This window comes from Oharaeibacter diazotrophicus (assembly GCF_004362745.1).
GTDB lineage: Bacteria > Pseudomonadota > Alphaproteobacteria > Rhizobiales > Pleomorphomonadaceae > Oharaeibacter > Oharaeibacter diazotrophicus.
The window spans coordinates 44,033-67,738 of record NZ_SNXY01000008.1 but is presented as its reverse complement, the minus strand read 5'-3'; the positions used below and the strand labels follow the sequence as shown (position 1 = coordinate 67,738).

Genomic DNA, 23,706 nt, shown 5'->3' with positions numbered 1-23,706 from the left:
TTCTGGCAAGTTTCCGATCCGGCCAAGAAGGCACTTATCGCGCTGCACTCAGATGTTGTGGAAACCCACTTGCGCACCCTTGACGCCGAGATCGCGCCAGCGTTGTATGTGCTCCGGCTAAACCAACGCTTCCCGTGCACTATGTCCAGGTTCAAGATCGCGTTCGCAGTCCTCGCCGCGACCGCCTTGTCAGGTTGCGTGACCGTTGAGAAGACGAGCTTCGCGACGCGAGCCGGGCAGCAGGTCGTGGTCCGCTCCGGCACGGAGGCGGTCCTCTCCCAGGTGGGCTCCACTCAGGTCATCATTGCTCCCGCCTCACGCGCCCAGGAGCTACCGCGGCCTGCCTTCGTGGCGCTGATCCGCAACGTCGGTCGCGCCCCCGTCACGTTCCGGTACGCCGACATCTCCGTCACCCAGGCTGACACCGGAAAGCCCCTGAAGGTGCTGAACGTTGACGAACTGCAGGCCGAGGCGCGCCGCCAGGCGATCGCGCTCGCCATCATCGGCGGCGTGGCCGGGGCCGCAGGCGGCTACTACGCCGGGTCCGTCAACGTAAACGGCAACAACTACAATTACTCGGGATACAATTCGGGCGTCGGGGCAGCCCTCGCATCGTCGAACATCAATGCCGCGACGACGGCGGGCGAACTCAACGTCGCCGCGCTCGAGAACACCATGCTGATGGACAACACGATCCTGCCCGGAGAGAGCTACGGCGGCTTGTTCCAGTTCGACCCGGCCAAGGTCGCCAAGCTGACGGATCCAAAGAACTACATCGTGAACTTCCGCGTCGGTCGGGACCTGCACCAGATCAGGCTGACGATGAAGCGCGAGAAGGTGCAGTAGGCGGAAGGAGGGCGCGTGAAGGAACCACTCGCGCCGTCACGAGTCTGCTGCGATGCACGGATACTCCATTCCGCAAGATGCGGATCCGCCGTTGCCGCCAGACCTCTACCGGTCTCATGATGCCATGCTCCCGCGCGTCTAGCGCGGGCAAGCCCCCGGCGACGGAGCGGTAGCAATGCAGAGCACATCTGTTCCTGTGGCCGACGTCTTCCAGCCAGTGCTTGATGCCGCCCTCACGCGGCTCCGCTACCTGCATCCTGGCTGGGGTTTCGAAGCCGCCGACGGAGGCATCCTGGTCTCCATCCCAGATGGCCAAGGGGCCTCCGACGTGGAGCGCGAGATCGCATACGCGCTCTACCGTGAGCGTATCCTCTCCGAGACCATGGACATGCGGCGCAGCCTCCTGGACCTGGTTGGCGGGCGATGACGGTCTGGCCCCTGAAGTTCCGCGATCTGGCGAACGGAACGGTGCTCGCCGACGACGCCGGAGGGTGGTTCGTCGCTGACCGGGCGTTCGTGGACCGGTATGGCCAGGGATGCCTGACGGACGACGATCTCGCATTTCTGAAGGATGGCGGACATGCCTACGAGCGGGAGGGAGACCTCCCGCATCTCGCCTTCGCCTGGCGCTGGTCAGCCCGTCAGGCGTCAGCCGGAAAGCTCGCCTACGTCATCCTCGTACCAACCCTCCGCTGTGACCTCGCCTGTGGCTACTGTCAGGTCTCGCGGGCACCGGAGACCGCCCGCGGCTTCGACTGGACCGACGAGACCCTCGCCTCGACCCTTCGGTTCCTGGATGCGCTCCCGACCGACGACATCAAGATCGAGTTCCAGGGCGGCGAACCGACGCTGAGGCTCGACCTCATGCATGCGGTCCGGGACTTCGCCCGGAAGCGCTTCGCCAAGGTGGAGTTCGTGGTCTGCACCAACCTCCAGCGCCTCGACGCCCAGCAGTGGGCTTTCCTGGATGCGCCGGACACGTTCGTCAGCACCTCGCTCGATGGGGACTTCGAAACCCATGAACGCCAGAGAACGTCGGACCCCGACCTAACGCAGCGGTTCTTCTCCAACCTTGAGGAAGCGGCTGCACGGCTCGGCCCCGGCCGCATCTCCGCCCTGCCCACGATCGATCCCTTCCGGCCGCCGGACTTCGCCGCGCTCGTGGACCGCTACGAGAGCCTCGGCATCCGGTCGATCTACCTGCGGCCCATCAACCACCAGGGTTTCGCCCGGCGGCGCGGGATGAGGGACGGCGAGATCGAGGCGTGGAACGCGCTCCATTCCGACTTCATCGAGATGCTGATCCGGCGCAACGCTGAGAGGCAGCATGTGGTCGAGGAATACTACTTCACCCATGCGCTGCGCCGCGTCCTCGCCTCCGGCCTCGACCATCACGTCGACATCCGGAACCCCAACTTGTTGGCGACGGACTACGTGGTCGTGGACCACGATGGGCGGCTGTACCCGACCGACGAAGCCCGGATGCTGTCACGGATCGGGCAGGTCGACCTCTCGGTCGGCCACGTTGCCACCGGGATCGACGCCGATCGCAGGGCCGCCTTGAACACATCCTCGATGAACAACTTCGATCCAGACTGCATCCACTGCCCCTACCAAGCCTTCTGCGGGACCGACGTGGTCGACGACCTTTCACGGTATGGCCGCGTGGACGTGCCCCGGCTGGACACCTGGTTCTGCCGTCGGCACATGGCGCTCTTCGACAAGGTGTTCGAATTGGTGACCAGGGACGACGACGCGACGCGGTGGTCGCTCGCGAAGTGGGCGGGCGTCTCCGAATGGCCGAGGACGCTCGTCCGGAGGGCGCCATGATCCCGTTGCGACTGCCGATCCGCGCACCGGGACGAAGCGACCCGTTCGTGGTTCGCCTGAACGCCGACGCAGGCCTTCGGGAGACGCCGTTCGACATCTACCTCGAGGAGGCGGGAGACGAACTGGTCTTCGACGGCCCCGGGGGCCGGGTGTCGGTTTCGGGCGTTTCACCCGACGAGGCCGACGGAGACGTCCTCCTCGTGCTGCCGGGCCGGAACCTTGGCCATCGCCTGATCCGGGCGTCCTCGGCTCACAACACGCTCCTCGTCACCGAACGCTGCGACCAGCTCTGCGTCATGTGCTCCCAGCCGCCGAAGGCCAAGCACGTCGACATGTTCGCGCACCTCGAAACGGCTGCGCTGTTGGCTCCCTCGAACGCGACGATCGGCATCTCGGGGGGCGAGCCGACGCTGTTCAAGGACCAACTCCTTGTAATGCTCGAGCGCGTGACGGCCGCTCGGCCGGACCTGTCATTCCACGTCCTCTCGAACGCCCAGCACTTCACGGCGGACGACATCGATGCGTTGCGAACCGTGCGGAGTGCCGTCACCTGGGGGGTGCCGATCTATTCGACCGATCCAGCGACCCACGACGGGATCGTCGGCAAGATCGGTGCGTTCGGTGCCTTGCTGGACGGCCTAGCTCTCCTCTGCCGGGCGGGTGCGGCCGTAGAACTGCGGACCGTGGTCATGAGGCGCAACCTCTTTGACCTGCCGCGGCTCGCGCGTTTCGTGACGACCCACATCCCCTTCGCGGTCCGCTGGGCGATCATGCATCTGGAGAACATCGGCTACGCCCGGCGGGATTGGCCGGACCTCTTCGCCGACACGAGCGTTGCCTTCGCGGACGTCGCCGAAGCGCTGGACCTCGCCCGTGCGCGGGGCATCCAGGCAGTGCTCTACAACTTCCCGCTCTGCACGGTGCCGGAACCCTACCGATACCTCGCCCCGTCTTCGATCAGCGACTGGAAGCGGAAGTACCTCAAGGAATGCTCCGCCTGCACTGCACGCGACCGTTGCGGCGGCTTCTTCGAGTGGTATCCTGAGGGCCGGGGGTTTTCGGGGGTTCATCCGTTATGAGGCGTCGGTTCGCCATCACGTCCCTGCTGGCGGCAGGGCTGATCCCGCCGCAGACAGCGTCCGCCCTTCCTGTCCTGCATAAACCGGACCTCGAACTCGAGCGGAAGCCCAGCCTGTTCGACCTCTTCCGGCTGAACCACAAATTCACCCTCGCCGGGCACAGGTCACACTCATCCCACTCATCCCACAGCAGCCACAGCTCGCACAGCAGCCATAGCTCCTCGTCGGGTGGGGGCTATTCGACCTATTCGCCTCCGGCTCCCGTCTACTCGGATCCCACACCGAGCTACACGCCTCCTGCCCCGGTCTATACGCAGCCGGCGCCCACCTACACGCCTCCCGCTGCCTTGGCGGCGCTCCCGGCCCTCCCAGGCAACACGGACAAGTTCAAGCGGATCGTGATGCAGGTGCAGACCGCCCTGCTGGCCTATGGCTACTACGGCGGCGCGATCGACGGGAAGGTCGGCCCGGGCACCCGGGACGCCATCAAGAAGATGCAGACCGACTACGGCCTGAAGGTCACGGGCACGATCACGCCCCAGGTTCTCGATTCCCTTCGCATCGTCGCCGAATGACGTTCTCCTCCGACGGCCCAGCGGTTCGCTGGCCGTTCCTTGGGTGTCGCATGTTCCGAGTGTTCGCCCATCTTTCCTTCGTCGTCTTCGCGGTCGTTGCGACCTTGTCCGAACCCGCCCAGGCGGAATCCTTCGATCCACCGCCGGGCAAGCGCTGGGTGACGATCGCGAGTTCGACCGACCTCGACGAGGCGATCGGCATCGCCCGGCGCTATGGCGGCGAGGCGCGCGTCGTCCGGGCGGCGAACGGCTGGTACGCCGCCGTTTTGGAGCCGCGATCCGGGACCTTGGACAAGATCCGAAGCGACCTGTGGATGTCGCTCCCGAAGGACACCGTCCTCTCGAGGGGCAAGACCTACATCGAGACCGTGTGGCGGATGCCGCCTCAGCCGGGCGTGACGGCGACCGTGAAGAAGGACAAGCCGAGCGTCGCACGCATCGGCGCCTTCGAAGTCAAGCTGACCCGGGACCGGACGAAGGACGGCTGGACGGCTCGTGTGGTCGGCACGGAGGGCGGCAAGACCCTCTTCGACCTGAAGCATCGGTTCGAGGAAGCCGCCGACTACGACTCTAACCTCCGCCTCGTCGAACTCGACCGCGGCAACGGACATCCCGAAGTGATGTTCGACGCCTTCTCGGGCGGTGCCCATTGCTGCACGACAACCGTCGTGTTGTCCGAAGCAAGCCCGGGCGTCTGGACGATGGCCGACCTCGGCCAGGCGGACAGCGAACCCGTTCCCGACGACGTCGATGGTGACGGGATCGCCGAGTTGGTCAGCGGCGACGACAGCTTCTCCTACCTGTTCGCCTCCTACGCGGAATCGGTCCGGCCGCCCCTGATCCAGAAGTTCGGTTCCGGCCGCCTCCGGAACGTGACCAAGGACCCGGCTTTCCGCAGGAGGGTTGTCCAGGACCTTAGATCCTTGGAGTTCGAGGCAAGGCAAGACCCTGAGGTCTGGCGCAACAACGGCTACCTCGCAGGGTGGGTGGCCACGAAGCAGCTTCTTGGAGAGGGCGGCGAGGCCTGGGCCAGGATGCTTCCTCTCTACGACCGCTCTTCAGACTGGAAGGTCGAGATCTGCAGCGACGGCCGCAAGGTCGAGAACTGCCCGGAGGCAAGTCGCCGGAAGCTCGACTTCCCGGACGCACTCCGGCGGCATCTCGTCGCGAACGGCTACGGGGCGCCGGAAGGGACCGCCTCCAACAGCACGGCCGCTGCCATGCCCTCCTTCGAGGATGCCAAGGCTGCCTTCCTCGCGTTGCCGATCGATCGCCGCCGCGACATTCAGGTCCTACTGGCGGCAACGGGACAGTGGCCGAACGTTGCCGTGGACGGCTTTGGCGAGAAGCTCTTCGCGGCCATCAAGGCGTTCCAGGCATCCGTCGGAAGGTCGGCGACCGGGGTGCTGACCGACGGCGATCAGGAGGCGCTCCGGCGGGAGGCTTCTCCGCTGCTCCGGCGGTGGGGCCTTTCCAGGGTGACCGATCTCGCGACCGGAGCCTCATTGTGGGTCCCGAAGGGCGTTGCCTCGTCCACGTCGCCCATTGAGAACGGCATGCAATACGGAGCGCCGCCCGACCCGGCGGTGGTGTTCTTCGTCGGCTACCAGGGATTCTCCGTCGATGCGGCCTTCCCGATCATTCTCGGGAACCTCAAGGACATGACCATCGACTTCAAGGTCCTGAAGCCGGGGTTCTTCGTCATCTCCTCGCACGACGGTGCCTCCAGTCAGTACAGCCGTTTTTCGGCCGTTCCGGGCGGCGTGGCGGGCTTCACCATCATCTGGTCCAGTGCCTCCGACATTCGGGGGGAGCGCCTCGCCACCGTGATGTCCGACCTCTTCCGGGCCGACAACGAACTCGGCATCCGCCGCTCGCCGCCGCTTCCCCTGACTGAGGTCGCGATCGCGCCGGCGGCACCGAATACCGCCCGGCCACCAGACTCGGGATCGCAGGGATCGTCCGGGGGGGCGTCCAGCGGCACCGGGTTCTTCGTGGCCCAGGACGCGGTGGTCACGAACCAACACGTCGTCGATGGCTGCTCCTCCGTCACCGTGTCCGTAGACGGGCAGCCGAAGCCGGGCACGGTCATCGCCAGCGACGAGACCAATGACCTCGCCCTCGTGAAGACGGAGGCGCGCTCGAAGGCCGTCGCACACCTTCGGATGGGTGTCCGCCTCGGGGAGGACGTCGCCGCCTTCGGCTTCCCGCTCAGCGGACTGCTCGCCTCCGGCAACTTCACCAGGGGATCGGTGGCGGCGACGGCGGGCCTCCGCGACGACACCCGGCACCTCCAGATCTCAGCACCCGTGCAGCCCGGCAACAGCGGGGGACCGCTGCTCGACGAAAGCGGCAACGTGGTTGGGGTGGTCCATTCCAAGATCAACGCCGTCGCCGTTGCCATGGTGACGAACGACATACCCCAGAATGTGAACTTCGCCATCAAGGCCGCCATTCTGGCCAGCTTCCTCGAGGCCAAGGGGATCGAGTACCAGGTCGGAAGCCCGGGCGAGCCGCTCAAGGGCGCCGACCTTGCCGAGCGTGCCCAGTCGATCGCGGCCGCCATCGAGTGCCGCCGATGAGGCGTCGCGCGGCGGCCGTACTCACGGCGATAGGATGCCTCATGTCCCCGGCGGCAGGAGCCGCCGCCGTCCGCGTCATCGATGGCGACACGATCGAGGTCGACGGCGTCGTTCACAGGATCTGGGGCGTCGATGCGCCCGAGGCCGGGCAGAAGTGCAGGCGCGCATCCGGCAGCGAATGGGCGTGCGGCAAGGCCGCCATCAAGGCCATGGACGGCCTCGTCCTCGGCCACGAGGTCACATGTGACGACCGTGGGCCGGATGCCTACGGACGGACCCTGTCGGTCTGCATGGCCGATGGCCTCGACGTGGGCCGGGCCATGGTGACGGCCGGGTTGGCGTGGGCTTTCCGGAAGTACGCCCACGACTACGACGCCGCCGAAGACGAAGCCCACGGCCGGGGCGTCGGCATCTGGCAGGCTGAGACCGAGACCGCCTGGGAGTACCGCCAGCACCGGTGGGACGGCGCGGTCCAGGCCGTGCCGGGCGGATGCCCGATCAAGGGCAACGTCAACGCCGACGGGGTGCGCATCTACCACGCCCCGTGGTCGCCCTGGTACGGCAGGACGTCGGTCGATCCGGCGCACGGCGAACGCTGGTTCTGCAGCGAGGGCGACGCGCTGAAGGCGGGGTGGCGGGCGCCATACTGGGGAGGAAAGTAGCGCACATGAGAACGCCGATCCTTACGCTCGCGCTCGTAGCCGTGATCTGCCCCGTCGCGGCTTCCGCCCATCCGGGCGGACTGAACGCCCAAGGCTGCCACAACGACCGGAAACGCGGCGGATACCACTGCCACAGGACGCAGGCGGCTCCGGAGCCGTCGTCAAGGCTCTTGGACCTTGTCGGGGGCGGAGAGGGAGCGGTTTCCTTCCCGAGCTGCAAGGCGGCACGGGCTGCGGGCTATTCGAGAATGAGGATCGGGCAGCCCGGCTACTCGCCGAAGCTCGACCGCGACGGCGACGGGATCGCCTGTGAGTAGGAGGTCGTGATCGAAATGAGCGGTTCTCCGTGTCGGCAGCACGTCGACATCCCTGGTCCCAGGGCGGTAGTGGTGGTGACTTCGACCATGTCCGGCAAACGTGGAAGGCCGCTGGGCCAGATCGCTTCGGGTGCTCTGGCGGCTGCTGTCTGCGTGGGCTGCCTCCCGGTCGCGAACGCCTACGATCGAACCGAGGCCGGATATGTTACGGCCTCGAAGAACAAGGCTGTCCTCGATTACGTGGTCTGCCTCGAGCAGGAGGTAGGCAATGCTCCGAGGCGCCTGTCCATCCCCGAGGCCCTCGATCGTGCAGAGCGATCCTGCAAACGCCTCGCGCGCAAGCTCCCGAAGGACGGCTCCGAACCCACTGCCTTCGATCTCAGGATGGGAATCATGGAATGCGGGTTCGAACCCGGGGACGCCAGTCCCGATATGGACTGCTCCCAGTAGCGAGTATCCTATAGCGGCGATCCGGCTGGGCACCCGCCACGGCCTTCGAGGCGAGGGGTTCGATTGACCAGAACTCGATACATGGTCAGGGCGGTCATCAAGCCGGGTTTCGCTGCGCTGACGTCGTTCGAGCGAGGGACGGCAGATCGATCGGGCTTGGAGAGCGCCTTGCGCGAGCTGGCGGCGACCGTGCTGGTTTCGGGCGCAATGCCCGATGCATTGATCGCGCCTATTCGTGCCGTCCATGACTTCCTGCTGTCCTCCCCGGCGTTCCGGGAGATCGAGTGGGGTCCGGTTCGGCCTCCTGAGGTCGAAATCGTAAGTCGACGGACCGGGCCGGAGCCGCCTCGACCCTTGCCGACCGGTCCCGTTGGTGAGCGCAGACACATGCTCATCGCCAACTCGTGGGAGCGAAGTGCCCTGGGCCGGCGCCTCCTAGGTCGTGTTGACAAAGGGTATTCCCAAATCGGCTTCGGTCTGCTTCAAGGCCGCTCTTTGTTGGAGAGCGGTCGTGGTTCGTGGGCTGATGACGGATGAGGAGTGGGCGATCTTCGCGCCGTTTCTGGTGCGGGAGGGCGCGCGGAGCGGCAGGCGTCCGCAGGATCATCGAGCGATCCTCGACGCCGTCTTCTGGTCGATTGGCAGTAATGGAAGTCCTGCCGCGACCAGGGGCGCCCATGAACTCCATCATAGACAATGCTGGCACCCTTCATGCAGGATGAACTAGCAACCCGTATGGGCTCTATAAGAGCAAGAGATGATTGCATGACACTCGCAAAGGCTGTGCGGTACGTACAAATTGAGAAAGAGCATGCCGACGGGGTGACCAACGCGGCCATCGCGGCAAAGCACGATATTTCACCTACTCGGGTTGCTCAGATTCTGCAGAAGCAGGAATGCAACCGTCGTCGCATAGCTCGCCGCCTTGCGGCACCGCTCACCCGGTGCACGTAACGGTCGGCTCCTCCTACCCCGTGAATCCTTGCTGCTGATTTAGAGGCTGCAACGGCACGCGAGGAACGTCCCGACCATGCCATCCGGAGGCCAACGCGCGCAGCGCAGGGCAAGGAAGCCGAAGACACCGCCAGCGGCGGCACCGCAGTGTCCTTGCCGGAAGCGAGTAAGTTGGCACCCTTCTGGCTATGGCGGGTTTTCTTGCCCTCAGCCGTCGGCCGTTGTTGTGGAAGGGGGGTTGCAGCTTCCCTTTCCTGCCTTGTAAATTGCGGGCTTTCGCTATATATAGAACATGCGCGTGGCGAGCGTCTACATATGGTATGATCGCGTTGTTCGGGCAGAGAAGCAGGCTTCTATGTTGGAGCACGAGTACACTGTTTTGGGCGGCTTGAGCCGCGCCAAAGTTGGACGTTATCTAAGCTTGATATCTGCGGCTGTGTCCGCGGCTATTATTCTCGCCCTTCTTTGGGGCGTGGACATGGCCAAGCGATTCGGCGTGGTGGCAAATCTGCCGCCCTCAGTGCTTTCACTGGTCGGAGCCGGTGCCGTCTTCGCTGTGCTTTACTGGTTGCTTGACCGCTATGCGTGGCGATGGACCGTGATCGGCAAGCTCCTGAAGGTGCCAGACCTTAATGGCAACTGGTCTTGCAAAGGCAAGACAGTCAAGACGGACACTAATCCTGGCTATGAGTGGGACGCATATATCACAATCGTTCAATCCTGGGATAAAATTCGTGTCCGCTTGAAAACAGCGCAGTCTGGCTCAAATAGTGTTAGCGCCGCTCTAGTCTGTGACGAGGCGGATGGTTACCGACTTTTCTATAGTTATAAGAACGATCCACATATTGGCGAGACGGAACTACGCAGTCATAGAGGATTTGCAGAAATTGTATTTGCGAAGGACCTACAGACGGGGGACGGAGAATACTTCAACGGATACGGGCGGTATACGTTTGGAACTATGAAGCTGCAAAGGCTATGAGATCATGGCAAGGGATATCAACAAGCGGCTTAATCAGCTTCGCATTCGTCGCCTTGGCACCGATCGCTTGGGGCAGTTGAATGAAACGGCGCGCGACGAGGTAATCGCTAAAAGCTATCTTGAAGAAGAATACCAGAAGCGTGCAGAAAATCAGCCGTACACGCGCTATGCACTCGGGGCGATGCAGGAGGTCGACAAAGATTATACGCGCATCAGCATCGAAACCGCGCAGCGCGTTGGGAACCAGCTTGAGAATGGCCTGACCTCTAAGGGCTTCTCAGTAGAGTTCCGGCTGCAAGGCTCGGTACCGCTCAACGTTCATATCCGTGGCGTTAGCGATGTCGACCTACTCAACCTCGACACCAGTTTTTATACATATCACACCCAAGGTGCCCGAAGCCGGGCAGGGCTTTATACGACACCAACTTCCAAGACCTCGATCGGCGTGCTTTCCGCCTTACGGAGCGAGGCTGAGAAAATTCTTGAGGCTAGGTTCCCAACAGCGACTGTCGATAAGTCCGGCGGGAAAGCCATTTCTATTTCTGGAGGCTCGCTTGCCCGGCCCGTCGATGTCGTGCCTTCGCACTGGTACGACACCCTTGAATATCAATCTTCCAATCAGGAGCGCGATCGCGGCGTCACCATTCTCAACAAGAAAGTGCCGGTTACGATTGATAACCTGCCGTTCGTCCATATCCACCGTGTCCATACCAGAGATGACCAGACTCTGGGTGGCTTGAAAAAAGCTATTCGCCTTTGCAAGAACGTCAAAAATGATGCAATTGAAGAAGGTAAAACTATCGTATTCCCGAGCTTCGATATTGCAGCCACGATGTATCACGCCAACCTCGACGCTTTGCGAGCCAGTTACATTAATGAGCTAGGTGTTCTTGCGGAAACGCAGAGATTTCTCGACGAGCTTTATCATGACGGCGAAAAGGCTAAGAGCTTGATGGTGCCGGACGGGTCGCGCAGGATCTTCGACACGGACGAAAAGTACCAAGGGATGAGAGTCCTTTCCTTGGAAATGGACGATCTGGCGCGCGAAGTCGCCAAGGAGCAGGACATTCTGCTCTCCCGGCGACCGGAATTCTCTCTGTCCGACGGTCGTATTGTTCTTTCTAAGGCCTACGTGCCCGCTGCACGGAATTGAAGACTTTGGAGCATCTACCGCTTGGTGGGAGGGAATGTCCGGTAAGCGCCCGCATCTCTGCCATGCGAACTGGTTCGAAAAATGTTTGCAAGCGGACGTCGCCCGCGCATCGGGTGAGCGACCTTAACGAGCACGGTTCGAGCTTCAAATGTATCTTTTAGAGTCGTGAGGAAACCGGTAGCATTGATAACCCGCTGAGCCGCAAACAGCGAAGCGACCACAAAAAGAATGAGGCCGTCTGCCAGACATGCCTGAGTACGACTTCCACCAGCTATCTTCGCACGATCTAGAGGTCCTCACTCGCGATCTGTTACAGGTGCATTGGGGCTTCGACATAGAAAGCTTCAAGGCAGGCCGTGATGGCGGCATAGACCTGCGTTATGCTGTCGGGCCGTCAAAGACCATCATCCAGGTCAAGCATTACCTTCGCACTGGCCTAACGGGCCTGATGCGCGATCTGGAGCTAGAGGCCGTCAAGGTCCGTCGATTGGCCCCCTCGCGGTACGTCCTTGTAACATCCGTTCCGCTGTCGCCGGCGAATAAGGACGCAATTTCCGGGATCATCGGCACAGAGTATTTGAAACCGCAGGATATCATCGGAGCAGAAGGTCTCAATAACCTAATCGGCCAGCATCCCGATGTAGAGGGTCGCCACTATAAGCTTTGGCTGGCAAGCCGAGGCGTCCTTGATCGGGTCATTCACAATGCGGCGCGGACCCGCAGCGAGTTCAAGGCGCGCCAAGTCTATGAGCAAGTGCGCCGGTATGTCGCGAGTGATGCCTATACAAGAGCCTTGGAGATGCTTGCGGATCAACGAGTCGTTATCATTGCCGGACCGCCAGGCGTTGGCAAGACCACACTTGCAGATCTGCTGCTCTACGCGCACCTTGAGCAGGGGTATCAGGCCGTCCTTATTCAGCGCGACGTCGAAGAAGGCGAGAAGCTATTCCAGCCTGGCTTACGGCAGGTTTTCTATTTCGATGATTTCATGGGCGCAACCTTCGCTGGGGACCGCGTTCACAGCTCCAACGACCGTGCGCTGCTCCACTTTATTGCGATGGTCAGGGCGACGCCCGACGCGCGACTTGTGCTGACCACCCGCGAGCATGTTTTCGCCCAAGCGCTGGGCCGCTCCGAGCGGCTGCGCCATGCCGGGCTGGATGATCTGCGTGTCATATTGAACATGCCGAACTACACGACGAGGCAGCGCGCCCACATTCTTTACAACCATCTTTACTTCAGTGACCTGCCCGAAGTCTACCTCGAAGAGCTATTGCGCGGTGAATTTTACATGCGAATTGTCAAGCATGAGAAGTTCAACCCGCGTCTAATCGAGTGGCTGTCATCTTACCGCCGACTGACGCAGGTGCCGGTTGAGCGCTATCGCGGCTTCGTCGATAATCTGTTGCGCGATCCATCCGAAATTTGGCACCACGCCTACGAGCAGGAAATCTCTGAGGCGGGCCGCTCGGTGCTGCTCGCCATGCGCACTCTCGGCGGTCAGTGTGGTGGGCGTGTGCTCGAAGACGCCTTCGGTCCGCTCCACGCGCATCGCGCGGCGCGTTACAGATTCTCGACACGGCCCGACGATTTCAGGGCAGGCATTCGTGAAGTGGTGAATAGCTTCATCAAGCCTTGGGGTCAGCAGGGGTTCGAGATCATCGATCCGTCTGTGCTCGATCTGCTCAACGCCGTAGCGCGGGGCGCACCGGACAACGCCGTCGACATGATCGAGGGGGCGACGCACTTCGGTCAGATCGAACAAATCTGGAGTCTGGCGAAGGCCGAGCAAGGCGGTAACATCTTAGCTGCGCTGAAACGCGAATCCCACCGGATTGCCGGATCAATCGCTCGGTTGGCGCGCCACCGTCGGCGGGTTGCCTTAGAGGGCGGAGGTTTCGTCTATTTTGGCCCGACCTTTGAACAACGACTCGCGATCATCGTCGAGATGGCGGAGCGGCTCGGTGCGCCTGCGATCACCGCGTTGATCCCATTGGGCTATGAGCGGCTGATTGAGGAGTGGGGCACCGAGCGGCCGGAGATCAACGACGCGATTAAGCTGATCCGCGCGATGGACGCGGCGGTGTCGCTGCCGGCTGATAGCGTTACACCGATGCGGAACGCGGTTCTTGGCGCGGTCTTGGAAGAAGCGCGTACTGGCTGCCGATCGGACGAGCTGCGCGAACTTTTGGGCGTGGTCGACACACGGGACGCGGGGCGTGAGGTAGTGATCGCCAGGGAGAGCTTCGCCACGTATCAACGGCGGTACTTCTCCGAAGAACTGAGCGAATGCCGCTCGCGCGAGCAGTATTCTGGTCTGATCGAGGATCTGGAACTGTTCCGTGATGAGCTCGGCGTTGATGTTGATACGATGATTCAGCGGGTCGAAGAAGAAAGCGCCAATTTCGAGGAATATGAAGATCAATACGCTGACCATATGCAGGACGAATGGAAGGAGCGGTCGCGCATGGAGCGGGATGATGATCGGAGTATTTCGGATATGTTTGAGTCACTTAGGCGCGATCAGGCTTAGCGGGCGAAGCAAAGGGCAACCCAGCTCGCCAATGGCAGCTAACCTATTTTTCGCCCTAAAAGCCGCCAGTCTGGATACGGCCCAAAGCGAACGAGACTTGGTCGCGCATAATTCAAGAGTTATGCACCGTTCTCGGCTGCGGTGGTCTATCCAGTATGTCAACTAAACGCCAGAGCAGTGCCCACTCCCTTTGGCCGATGTAGTCTACAAAGCCGCATGTAAGCTCCTTATATTTACCACGGCATTCAATAATAAAATATTTACCTTTAAGGCCGCCAGCATCCCCAAAACCACGACGTAAGCTGCATTCGGTATGTATCTTATCAGCTAGGGCGCCATCCGCGTGAATGCGATGGATACGGTATACGCTTCCATCAATGGCGGATGCGGGCTGTTCACCGTCAGCGACCTGGAATCTGATCGTATCGCCTGCAATCGTGCCAGCGGCAGCAGCGAGACCGTCATCATTTTCCATGATGAAGTCATCGTGCATAGCCTGCCCAATCTGGATCACGCGGATGCTGTAGCGCCGGCCAAAGTACATTTTTGGACGCCGATAAATTTTAATTTCTTCTGCCTTAGTAAGCTCATTAATAGTATCGACTGCGGCTGGAATGGGGATGACGGGGCAGTTTTCCGGCATCAGATAGTCCTCCGGCCTGATCCGGAGGAGACAACAAATCGCCATAGCCGTTTCGTATGACACAGTTATGCTGCGCTCTGCACGTTGAATGCTAGAAAGGCTAAGGCCAATGCCGACCATATCTTCTTGAGTTAGATCAGCAGCTTCGCGCGCTTCCTGCAAGCGCTTCCCATAGAATCGGGCACTCCGCTTCGGCCCACGAGTCTTCTTCTGCTTCGTGCTGACTGGTTGCTGCATGGTTGGTGCGGGGTTGGTGCTGCTGTTTTTGAGCATGTGAGATGCCAGAACACTAGTGCGACGCGTCGTTCCCGCAACTCATAACGAGTTTCCGTCATGAAAAGAGCCCTGGTACCCCGCATATCGTCCCACCTCCAAGTGTCTTTGACGCTGAAAGGTCTATTTATCCGGGCTGAAGGCAAACTGGCCATCTTGGCGGCGGTGGCTGTGCTGGTGTTGGTCGCAGTCTTGCATTGAGCAGCGCCGAGGCCGGGGCACCAGAAATGATGCCCTGGCCCGACGTGGAACGGCCTCTGACCGGGTGCAAAAAATCAAGACTTATGAGCTGGTAGGGGTGTCTCCAAGATAGCGGTAGAGGGTCGCCTTTGACACACCAAAGCGCGCGGCGACTTCTTTTGATGGCAAGGAGCCCGTGAAGTTGACCCGGTCAGACCGGACACTCGGCGGGCTTCGACATGGCTCTGATGAACTCGCGCGGCGAGCGGTATCCGAGCCGGCTATGGGGATGGACGTCGTTGTAGTCGTCCATCCAGGTTGGGATCGCCGCGATCGCGTGGGCGGCGGTGGGGATCGGGTTCACGCGGACGTAGTCGCGCTTGAAGGTCTTCACGAAGGCCTCGGCCATGCCGTTGCTCTCGGGGCTTTCGACCGGAGTGAAGCAGGGATCGAGATTGAGGGCGAGCGCGATGTCGATGGTCTTGGCTGCCACGTAGATCGAGCCATTGTCGCTGAGCCACTGCACGCGATGGGGTGCACGTGGTGCCCCGAAGCGGGTCTCCACGCTTTGCACCATCATGTCCCGGATCATCTCGCCGGAGAGACCGGCGGTCGTCGCGGTCCAGCCGATGATCTCCCGGTCGTGGCAGTCGAGGACGAAGGCGACGCGGACCACCTCTCCGTTCCAGCACGTGAACTCCAGCCCATCGGAACACCACCGCACGTTCGAACGGAGCGTCGCCACCTGGCCATCGTGCTCCCGGGCGCGACGGCGGCCGGTGTGCCGGGCCAGGAGAAGGCCGAGTTTCTTCATGAGCCGATAAACCCGTTTGGCATTGACGGTCGGCAGTCCGGCGGCGGCGCGCTCGCGCCTGAGAAGAGCGGCGATCCGCCGATAGCCGTAGGTCGGCCGGGCATCGACGAGGCGCCGAATCTCGGCACAGAGTTCCAGGTCGCCGTCTCGGGTCTGTGGTCCTCGCTTGGGCCGCGATCGTCTCACCCGTTCGGCAACATTCGACCGGGCTACGCCCAGCGCGTCCGTGACGGCCTTCATCGGGAACCGTCCTTCAGCACAGAGCTCGACAGCGAGATCGCTTTTTTTGCCCGTGCGAGGTCGAGCGCCTCCTTGAGGATCTCGACCTCCAAGGTCTTGCGGCCGAGCATGCGTTCGAGGTCGCGGACGCGCTCCTCGAGCCGGCGGACCTCGCTGGCACCGACGACATCGTCGTCGACACGAACGGCTTCCTGCCCGCCTTCGCTCATCAGCCGCCTCCATCGAAACACGAGGCTGGGCGACAGCCCATGACGACGGGCAACATAGCTGATCGACATGCCGGGCTGCATCGTCTCGGCCACGACCGCGAGCTTCTGCTCGGTCGTGAAGCGCCGACGACGGGCAACTCCGGTGATCACTTCCACCTTCGAGAAGGTCTCGGACATAGGCGTATGCCTAGGACTGTGCCTAGGTCCTCCGGCGTGGGCCGGTGTCCGGTCGAAACAGGGTGCACTTCAGCCCGTTGCCAGCAGAGCTTTTGCGGCAGACACGTCTTTTGCTGTCATCCTGCGTGGCCTTCCCCCGATTTTGCCCTTCCGTCTGGCCTCGTCCAACCCCGCAAACGTGCGCTCCTTTATTAAGGAGCGCTCGAATTCGGCAATAGCGCCGAGCATGTGAAAGACCAACATGCCGCCGGGGGATGAGGTGTCGATTGCGTCGGTTATGGAAATGAGCCCTATGCCTCGTTGCTTGAGATCGTCGGCAGTCTGAATCAATTGCTTGAGTGACCGGGCGAGCCGATCCAATTTCCAGATGACCAACGTATCACCAGCCCGCAACATGTCATTGAGCAAGCGGCTCAGTTCTGGCCGATCAGCATTCGCGCCGGATGCCTTTTCCACGACGATACGCTCGCACCCCGCCGCCCTCAGTTTATCGGTCTGAAGGTCAGGGTTCTGGTCGTGTGTGGACACGCGAGCGTAGCCAATGCGCATGGTTCAGTCTCAATTCTCGTTGTAAGCCTGCCATGATGAGACTAGCGTTTCAAGACTTATTACGAGACTCGACAACCATGAGATTTGCTGTAGTTTGTAAACGTATCACAGCCGCCTCAAAAAAGGTAGTTTTTGAGACGGTTGCAGCGTATCACAAATGGAACGGGCCGAGGCCCTCTTGCGGACCTACGCAAATACTACTTTTTCGAAGTATAGCTGGAGTCCTAAAGTAATATAGGATATCTAGCCGGAATTTTGTTGAAGTATCGTGAATAAATCCCATCAGGAAGGGGGTGGTATCATGAGAATTCCTATCGAGACGGTAACAACGACAGAATCCACGAGAAACCCAGAAGACATAGACGTTGGAGAAACGTTCATTCCCGCCGGTGATGGCCCAAAGACCGCAGTAACTGTTGTTGTGACCGTCAGAGTTAGGGTGAGCGCACTTGTTGACCCAGTAGACCTCGACAAGGAAAAGCGCGATAAGTTGATTGCCCAGCTGAAAGAGCTTGATGACTGAGCCGCTCACACCACCTCTTGTGGACGACATGTTCTTATCGTGCGTCTCGAAGAGATACACAGAAGCTTACGTTTCTGGATCGTTGTGCAACCTTGTGCACAACGATCCCTACCGATTTGCGTTTTTGGAAGATTTTTGGGATGCAAATTTTTACTCAAATATCATCTCTAATGCGTCTCCCGCACTTCGCAATCGATATTCGCCAGGCGGTGAGTCTAATACAGATGTTTTCTTCGAGCCGTTTGACTACATCGAGTTCACGAAGCTCGTCTACGGAAAGGTTTTTCGGCGATTCTTGGCCACATTAGTTGGGTGTGTAAATTTCACGCGTCCAGCTGATGGGTATCCGCAACTTCGTACCATGAAGGGGGGCGGCGGGCTGTCGATACACAGTGATGTCGACGCGCCATACAATGGCGTTGCGTTCTTTAATATCAACGATAATTGGGATCGCGGGTTTGGCGGTGAACTTGTGATCTGGGAAAAACTAGATCAAGGCGGTTTTAGGAAACGGTACGAGTTCGCACCTCGTGGGAATTCTATCTCTGTTATGATGTTTAGTGATAACTCATATCATTCCGTGAATCGTACATCTGGCAATTGGCTACGCTCCAACATACTTATTGAAGGAAATTTTCATTATACATAAGTATGCATGAATTCTAATCGAGACTTATGAGCATTTCCCTTGCCCTTGGTTCGCCAAAGGCTTAGAGTGCTCATAAGTTATGTACGAAACACCACTCACAAAGCCGCCCCTCGGATACGCCCGTGTCAGCACCGCAGGGCAGACGCTCGACGCGCAGCTGGAGCAGCTACGCGCCGCCGGATGCGGCCGCATCTATCAAGACACAGCAAGCGGTGCCTGGGCCGACCGCAAGCAACTCATGCGGATGGTCAAGGAGCTGGAGGCGGGCGACGTGGTGACGGTCACGCGCATCGACCGTCTGGCCCGCTCCACCTTCGACCTGTTCGCCATCGTCAAGCAGATCACTGACAAGGGCGCACAGTTCCGGTCCCTGGCGGAGCCATGGGCCGACACCGCCACCAGCACCGGGCGCCTCATGCTGGCCGTCCTTGGGGGCCTGGCAGACGTGGAGCGCGATCTCATCCGCACCCGCACGGCCGAGGGCCGCGAGCGGGCGAAGAAGCGCGGGCAGCACATGGGTCGACCACCCCGACTTACCCCCACGCAGCAGGCCGAAGCCCGCGAACGCCTGGCCGCAGGCGAAGCCCCGGCCGAAATCGCCCGCTCCTATGCCGTCTCCCGGATGACAATTGCTAGGCTCCGGTCATGAAGCCTGTGATGATCGATCTGGCGGAGTGGATCTGGATGTAGCAGATGCGTTCCGTCCTTTCGTCTGAATGCGCGTGAGTGGATTTCATCGCTAGACCGTTGCACCTCGGTGTCGAAGAGAACGTGCGGGCAGGGATGCTATCGTCCGGCCACACCAAGGGGCGCGGCGCGACCGCTGTACCGCTGCAACTTCGAGAATATGTGGGATAGCATCAAAAAGTTGCATTCCCTCCCTTGACGGTTTTGCATCGCGTCGGCTTATCTCCCTACCAATCGCATTCACCGAGGGTATGTGACGTGGGTGCGATCGGTGGTGGGCATTGTAAGGCGGGGTGATGGAATGATCCTTTTCCGCACAAGGCAAGTTCAGACGTCATCCCAGACACTGCGTGAACATGTACCCCTAAGTGGCGAAGCCGTGCTTCGCGCCATCGTTTTATTGCGCAAGCTTATATGGTTCGTTGCAATCATACTGTGCAGTGTACAAGGCGCTTCGGCTGAGAAGTGGGAGGCATTTGCAAACGGGACCAGAAAAACCTTCGATTCGGCTTGCGCAGCAGCGTCATGGCAAGCGAACGAAATATATGGGCCGCCGCACTACTGCCAGGACAACTGGGCGTTCGAACCGATCAATCTCAGGGGTTGGGCGACAGTCGTTTGCGAGGCCGCACTGGGGGAATTCCCTCTTCCCGGAGAGGGATGCGCTACGCGTCTTCCGAATAGCCCGGGCTCGTGCGAGGGCAATCCCGTCGATGTCATCAACGGGATCAAGTTGGAGGACGTGACCGATTTTGAAATCGGCACCGATCATCCCCTGACCTTGAGGAGGATCTATGCCGGGGATGCGGCGAGTCCACGGCGCGTGTTGGAGAGATCGGGGCTCGGATATGGCTGGCGCTACGATTTCGACGTCCGCGCGGTATTCGAATCGGGCAAACTCCTCATCTCCATGCCGGATGGGAGGAAGATCGGGTTCCGCAAGAGTTCCGATGGTACCGGCTATGTACCGGGGAGTTGGGGTGCCAACGGGTGGTTCGACTACGACTACCCGCGGCAGGAGACGGTGGTCGACAGCGGAAACGACGTCGCTCTCACCGACGTCGACGGAAGTGTCTATGTTATCTACAACCTTGACCCGATCCCGACGAACGCTAACAAAGTCAGCGATTTTAGGGGATACACTAAATCCGTCAAACGGCCGGATGGCTATACGATCGCCGTCGGCCTCGCGCAATCGACCGGCGTCACGAGTGTCCAGTACATCCAGGACAGCCTCGGGCGTAGGATCGATTTTCAGTATTCGACCAACTACGTCGGGCGCTTGGTTGCTGCTTCCGTCGGCGGTACCATTGTCGCCAACTACGACTACAAGAATGTCACGTCCAGTGCCGACAAAGAAGAATTCCTGACCATATTTCCCAACGGGATCCCGGCTGGCATCCTGGAGAGCGATGCCGTACTGGCGAAGGTCAGTTATACCGAAACTCCGGCGCGTTCGATCCAGTATGTCTACGAGAATACTGCCATCCCCACCGCGCTGACGGGAATCATCGACGAGCGCAACGTCCGATACGCGACGTTCAGCTACGATGCGAGCGGCTATCCGACACAGACCACCCATGCCGGCAATGTCGGCAAGGTCACGATCGCCTACGAGCGGGCGAACAACCGGGTGAGGGTCACGAACGCGCTCGGCAAGATCAAGTACATCAACTATTCGACGACGAGCGACGGCGGCTACAGGCAGAACACGGTCACCGGGGTCGCCTCCACGAACTGCCCGGCGAGCAATTCAAGCTTCACCTACGACACCAACAATTTCGTCAAATCCGTCGTGGACGAGGAAGGCCGGACGACGACCTTCGTCCGCAACAGCGTCGGCCTTCCGACGACGATCACCCGCGGCGCGGGAACGACTGCCGCCGAGACCCAGACTATCACCTGGAACACGACGCTGCGGCGCCCGACCACCGTCACGGTGGCCGGTCAGACGAAGACGACCTACACCTGGACCTCCGGCCGGCTGACCAAGGTGCAGCAGACCGATCTGACGGCGGCCGCGGATCCGGCCCGAACCTGGACGATGACCTACACGTCCGGCGGCCAACTCGCCTCCGTGGACGGCCCCCTCGCCGGAACCGACGACACCACGCTCTACGGCTGGAACACGTCTGGCTTCCTCGCGTCGGTCACCGACGAACTCGGCCACGTCACGCAGATCACCGCCTGGAACCTCCGGGGCCAGCCGACGCGCGTGGTCGATCCCAACGGCACCGTCGTCACCTACGACTACGACGGTGCGGGGCGCCTCACCAAGGTGAGCCAGGATACCGCCGGCACCCCGCTGGTCTGGAGCATCGCCTATGATCTGTCGGGCGACGTTACCCGGATCACCGATCCGACCGGCGCCTATCTCGCCTATGGCTACGACGGCGCCCGCCGCCTGTCCAAGATCACCAACGCCAAGGGCGAGACGGTCACGCTCGGCAAGAACCTCCTCGACCTGGTGACGTCGGTCACCGTGAAGGACGCGAGCGCCACGCCGCAGACGACCTACAGCGACACCCGCAGCTACGACGAGCTCGGGCGTCTCATCAAGCTCGTCTCGGGCACGAACTTCACGTCCCGGCAGTCGTGGGATCTCTCGGGCCTCCTCGAGACGCAGACCGACGCCCGTGGCGGCGTCGTGACGACGGCTTACGACGCGGTGACCCGGCTCGCGTCGCGGACGGCCGAAGACGGCGGTGTCGAGAGCCTCACCTACGACGGCGACGGCGACGTTGCCGCCTACGAGGATCCGAAGGGGCTCGACACGACCTATGTGCGCAACGGTTTCGGCGACGTCGTCCAGGAGACATCGCCCGACCGCGGGACGACGACCTACGAATACGACACGCGCGGGCTGAAGACCCGGCGGACCGATGCGAGCGGCACCGTCACGCAGTGGAGCTACGACGCCGCCGGGCGCCCGGCGACGATCACGTTCCCGGCCGCCACCGGCTACAACGTCACCTTCACGTGGGACGCCACGGCGGGTGGCAACGAAGGGATCGGCCGACTGACGGGCATGACCGACGGCGCGGGCTCCTCGTCGTGGACCTACGACGCCAAGGGGCGCGTCACCAAGGAGGTGCGCAAGATCGGCGCCTATTCCTATACGACGCTCTACGCCTTCGACACCGAGGGCCAGCTCGCCCAGGTGACTTATCCCTCGGGGCGCGTGGTGAACTACACCTACGATGCCATGGGCCTGCCCTCGGGCGTGACCACCAAGCGGACGTCAACTTCGGCCGTGCAGACGGTGTCGAACTGGGCGACCTACGAGCCGTTCGGCCCCCTCAACGGGATCGGGTTCGGCAACGGCCTCGTCTGGTACGAGTATTTCGACCTCGGCGGCTTCCCGGACTCGATCGGCCTGTCCAATCCAGACGGCACCGGGGTGCTGTTCCAGCGCTATCACCCCAACGACGGCGTCAACATCACCGGGCTCAACGACGCGCTCGACGATACGCAGGACGTCTGGATGGACGGCGCAGACGGCTACGACGCGGCCAACCGGCTGACCAAGGCCGGGCTGACGGAAGGGAGCGTCTTCAAGACCCACCGTTACACCTACGACAAGGTCGGCAACCGGCTGACCGAGAGCACGACGCCGGCCGGCGGGTCGACAACGACCGAGACCTATGCCTACACGGCGGGGACGAACCGGCTGGCGACGGTCAAGACCGGCGCGACGACGCTGCGCAGCTTCGCCTACGACGCCGAGGGCAGCGTCACCTCCGACACCCGCGCCGGGCTGGTCTACACCTATACCTACGATCCCTTGAACCGGCTGCGGATGACCCGTCAGGACGGGACGCAGGTGGGCGTCAACGTCTACGACGGGGCGAGCCGCCTTTCGACGCGAACCATCACCAATCTCGACACGGCGAACGGCACGGTCCACTACGTCCACCTGCTCGGCGGCGGCGGCGATCTCGACGCGCTGATGCCGGGGATGGGCGTCGTGATGGGCGGCCTCGGCAACCGCGTGCTGGCCGAGATCGACGGCGCCACCGGCGTGACCAGCCGGGAGTACATCTGGCTCGGCGACCGAGTGATCGCGGTCGCGCCGACCGGAGCGGCCGCCGGCACGCTCTACTGGGTGACGACCGACCACCTGGCGCGTCCGGTGCAGATGACGAGCGGGTCGAAGGCGGTGGTGTGGCGGGTGAAATACGGCCCGTTCGGCGAGCTGATCGAGAAGACGGGTTCCGCCGGCCTCAACGCTCGCTTCCCCGGGCAGTGGTTCCAGCTGGAGAACGGGTTGTCGTGGAACTGGCATCGGCACTACGACGCCTCGCTGGGGCGGTATGTGCAGCCGGATCCGCTGGGGCTCGTGGACGGGCCGAGCGTCTATGGGTACGTTCGGCAGAACCCGATGGGAGGAGTGGATCCGGAGGGATTGATTGTCCTGCCACCAGACCCCGAAGGGCTACCGCCTGATTGGGTTCCAGATCCTAATCACAAGGATCCAAATGGAACGCGCTGGCGCAACCCCGAGGGTGGATGTTTGGAATTCAATCAAGGGCGCCCCGGTCTTTCTGGTTGGAAGGGCCAGGATCATTGGCATGATTGTACCGACAAAAAGCGCCGTGATAGGCATTGGAAGCCTGGCGAGGACTGTCCACAACCAGGAGATCAAGTCTCTGATGGATTAAATCAAGATCCGTTCATCAGAAACGATAATATAGATCCAAGAATACCGTGGTGGATATTCTTAATTATATTCGGCGGATCACTGGCTCCAGGGTATTAAAAATGATCATTATAAATGAATTTATTGATAGTAACTCGCA

The 23,706-nt window shown here is 61.4% G+C and carries 17 protein-coding genes; 14 read left to right on the top strand and 3 right to left on the bottom strand.

Annotated features, from left to right (window positions below):
* Positions 1–69: 69 nt before the first annotated feature.
* From EDD54_RS12645 to EDD54_RS12590, 11 genes are all read left to right on the top strand, one after another.
* Positions 70–846: a hypothetical protein gene (locus EDD54_RS12645; RefSeq protein ID WP_126539681.1), complete on the top strand. Its 777-nt coding sequence runs from the start codon at positions 70–72 to the stop codon at positions 844–846.
* Between the two features lie 175 nt (positions 847–1,021).
* Positions 1,022–1,273, top strand: coding sequence for a hypothetical protein (locus tag EDD54_RS12640; RefSeq protein ID WP_126539679.1), 252 nt, complete (start codon positions 1,022–1,024; stop codon positions 1,271–1,273).
* A complete protein-coding gene (gene hxsB, locus EDD54_RS12635; RefSeq protein ID WP_126539677.1) occupies positions 1,270–2,676 on the top strand; it encodes a His-Xaa-Ser system radical SAM maturase HxsB in 1,407 nt (468 codons plus the stop codon). The genes EDD54_RS12640 and hxsB overlap by 4 nt, the downstream gene beginning before the upstream one ends.
* A complete protein-coding gene (hxsC, locus tag EDD54_RS12630) occupies positions 2,673–3,755 on the top strand; it encodes a His-Xaa-Ser system radical SAM maturase HxsC (protein ID WP_126541843.1) in 1,083 nt (360 codons plus the stop codon). The genes hxsB and hxsC overlap by 4 nt, the downstream gene beginning before the upstream one ends.
* Entirely contained in the window at positions 3,752–4,330 is a 579-nt protein-coding gene (hxsA, locus tag EDD54_RS12625) for a His-Xaa-Ser repeat protein HxsA (RefSeq protein ID WP_126539675.1), read from the top strand. Before hxsC ends, hxsA begins: the two co-directional genes overlap by 4 nt.
* A 50-nt stretch (positions 4,331–4,380) precedes the next feature.
* The gene (locus tag EDD54_RS12620; protein ID WP_165644294.1) at positions 4,381–6,912 is read left to right on the top strand and encodes a serine protease; all 2,532 of its coding nucleotides are present in this window, start codon (positions 4,381–4,383) and stop codon (positions 6,910–6,912) included.
* Positions 6,913–6,953: 41 nt separating this feature from the next.
* Complete coding sequence (locus EDD54_RS12615) at positions 6,954–7,574, top strand: thermonuclease family protein (RefSeq protein ID WP_245515756.1); 621 nt, start codon at positions 6,954–6,956, stop codon at positions 7,572–7,574.
* A 5-nt stretch (positions 7,575–7,579) separates the two neighbouring features.
* A complete protein-coding gene (locus EDD54_RS23650; RefSeq protein ID WP_126539669.1) occupies positions 7,580–7,891 on the top strand; it encodes an excalibur calcium-binding domain-containing protein in 312 nt (103 codons plus the stop codon).
* A gap of 1,702 nt (positions 7,892–9,593) precedes the next feature.
* Entirely contained in the window at positions 9,594–10,277 is a 684-nt protein-coding gene (locus tag EDD54_RS12600) for a Cap15 family cyclic dinucleotide receptor domain-containing protein (protein ID WP_245515755.1), read from the top strand.
* Between the two features lie 4 nt (positions 10,278–10,281).
* Positions 10,282–11,430 carry a nucleotidyltransferase-like protein gene (locus tag EDD54_RS12595; protein ID WP_126539665.1) on the top strand — a complete coding sequence of 383 codons (1,149 nt, stop codon included), beginning with the start codon at positions 10,282–10,284 and terminating at the stop codon, positions 11,428–11,430.
* 247 nt (positions 11,431–11,677) lie between these two features.
* Positions 11,678–13,963, top strand: a complete 2,286-nt coding sequence (locus EDD54_RS12590) for an nSTAND3 domain-containing NTPase (protein WP_126539663.1) — start codon at positions 11,678–11,680, stop codon at positions 13,961–13,963.
* 112 nt (positions 13,964–14,075) lie between these two features.
* Here the strand turns inward: EDD54_RS12590 and EDD54_RS12585 are convergent, their stop codons facing one another.
* The 3 genes from EDD54_RS12585 to EDD54_RS12575 all read right to left on the bottom strand — a co-directional run bounded on the left by EDD54_RS12585 (position 14,076) and on the right by EDD54_RS12575 (position 17,048).
* Complete coding sequence (locus tag EDD54_RS12585; protein WP_126539661.1) at positions 14,076–14,879, bottom strand: helix-turn-helix domain-containing protein; 804 nt, start codon at positions 14,877–14,879, stop codon at positions 14,076–14,078.
* A gap of 391 nt (positions 14,880–15,270) precedes the next feature.
* Positions 15,271–16,499 (bottom strand): IS3 family transposase gene (locus tag EDD54_RS12580; protein WP_245515754.1). Its coding sequence is split into 2 segments (ribosomal slippage): positions 15,271–16,163 and positions 16,163–16,499, totalling 1,230 coding nucleotides; the frame shifts between segments, so codons are not numbered across the junction.
* A 69-nt stretch (positions 16,500–16,568) separates the two neighbouring features.
* Positions 16,569–17,048, bottom strand: a complete 480-nt coding sequence (locus EDD54_RS12575) for a recombinase family protein (protein ID WP_126539659.1) — start codon at positions 17,046–17,048, stop codon at positions 16,569–16,571.
* 301 nt (positions 17,049–17,349) lie between these two features.
* Between EDD54_RS12575 and EDD54_RS12570 the strand changes: the two genes are divergently transcribed.
* From EDD54_RS12570 to EDD54_RS12560, 3 genes are all read left to right on the top strand, one after another.
* Positions 17,350–17,571, top strand: coding sequence for a hypothetical protein (locus EDD54_RS12570; protein ID WP_126539657.1), 222 nt, complete (start codon positions 17,350–17,352; stop codon positions 17,569–17,571).
* A gap of 728 nt (positions 17,572–18,299) precedes the next feature.
* Entirely contained in the window at positions 18,300–18,869 is a 570-nt protein-coding gene (locus EDD54_RS12565) for a recombinase family protein (RefSeq protein ID WP_126539655.1), read from the top strand.
* A gap of 339 nt (positions 18,870–19,208) precedes the next feature.
* The gene (locus EDD54_RS12560; RefSeq protein WP_126539653.1) at positions 19,209–23,666 is read left to right on the top strand and encodes an RHS repeat-associated core domain-containing protein; all 4,458 of its coding nucleotides are present in this window, start codon (positions 19,209–19,211) and stop codon (positions 23,664–23,666) included.
* The last annotated feature ends 40 nt before the right edge of the window (positions 23,667–23,706 follow it).

Coding starts and splice junctions, on each gene's coding strand:
- EDD54_RS12640 (WP_126539679.1), top strand. CDS start 1,022: ATGCAGAGCACATCTGTTCCTGTGGCCGACGTCTTCCAGCCAGTGCTT.
- hxsB (WP_126539677.1), top strand. CDS start 1,270: ATGACGGTCTGGCCCCTGAAGTTCCGCGATCTGGCGAACGGAACGGTG.
- hxsC (WP_126541843.1), top strand. CDS start 2,673: ATGATCCCGTTGCGACTGCCGATCCGCGCACCGGGACGAAGCGACCCG.
- hxsA (WP_126539675.1), top strand. CDS start 3,752: ATGAGGCGTCGGTTCGCCATCACGTCCCTGCTGGCGGCAGGGCTGATC.
- EDD54_RS12620 (WP_165644294.1), top strand. CDS start 4,381: ATGTTCCGAGTGTTCGCCCATCTTTCCTTCGTCGTCTTCGCGGTCGTT.
- EDD54_RS12615 (WP_245515756.1), top strand. CDS start 6,954: ATGTCCCCGGCGGCAGGAGCCGCCGCCGTCCGCGTCATCGATGGCGAC.
- EDD54_RS23650 (WP_126539669.1), top strand. CDS start 7,580: ATGAGAACGCCGATCCTTACGCTCGCGCTCGTAGCCGTGATCTGCCCC.
- EDD54_RS12595 (WP_126539665.1), top strand. CDS start 10,282: ATGGCAAGGGATATCAACAAGCGGCTTAATCAGCTTCGCATTCGTCGC.
- EDD54_RS12590 (WP_126539663.1), top strand. CDS start 11,678: ATGCCTGAGTACGACTTCCACCAGCTATCTTCGCACGATCTAGAGGTC.
- EDD54_RS12585 (WP_126539661.1), bottom strand. CDS start 14,879: ATGCTCAAAAACAGCAGCACCAACCCCGCACCAACCATGCAGCAACCA.
- EDD54_RS12575 (WP_126539659.1), bottom strand. CDS start 17,048: ATGCGCATTGGCTACGCTCGCGTGTCCACACACGACCAGAACCCTGAC.
- EDD54_RS12570 (WP_126539657.1), top strand. CDS start 17,350: ATGAGAATTCCTATCGAGACGGTAACAACGACAGAATCCACGAGAAAC.
- EDD54_RS12565 (WP_126539655.1), top strand. CDS start 18,300: ATGTACGAAACACCACTCACAAAGCCGCCCCTCGGATACGCCCGTGTC.
- EDD54_RS12560 (WP_126539653.1), top strand. CDS start 19,209: ATGATCCTTTTCCGCACAAGGCAAGTTCAGACGTCATCCCAGACACTG.